The organism is Vibrio sp. 1402 (genome assembly GCF_033340275.1).
This window is the reverse complement of the sequence record NZ_JAWOWE010000432.1, coordinates 1-255: the sequence shown is the minus strand read 5'-3', so window position 1 is coordinate 255 and position 255 is coordinate 1. Positions and strand designations below refer to the sequence as shown.

The window sequence follows — 255 nt, the reverse complement described above, 5'->3', positions numbered from 1 at the left end:
GATTCACCACCTGACCGTTGATGGCAATAAACTGTCAAAGGACATTCCTAATTTGTATGTTGATCTGTCAACGATTGCAAAAGGTTGGGGGGTTGATGTGGTTGCTGATTACCTACAATCGGTAGGGATCAAAAACTACATGGTCGAAGTTGGTGGCGAAATGCGTTTGAAAGGTATCAACCGAGAAGGTGTGCCATGGCGAATCGCGATTGAGAAACCAACGGTTGATGAGCGATCTATTCAAGAGATCATCGA

At 44.7% G+C, this 255-nt stretch carries 1 protein-coding gene; it reads left to right on the top strand.

Annotation, left to right across the window (positions count from 1 at the left end; genetic code table 11):
- The coding region (locus tag R7044_RS26500; RefSeq protein WP_225456150.1) for an FAD:protein FMN transferase at positions 1-255 on the top strand (255 nt) is incomplete at both ends.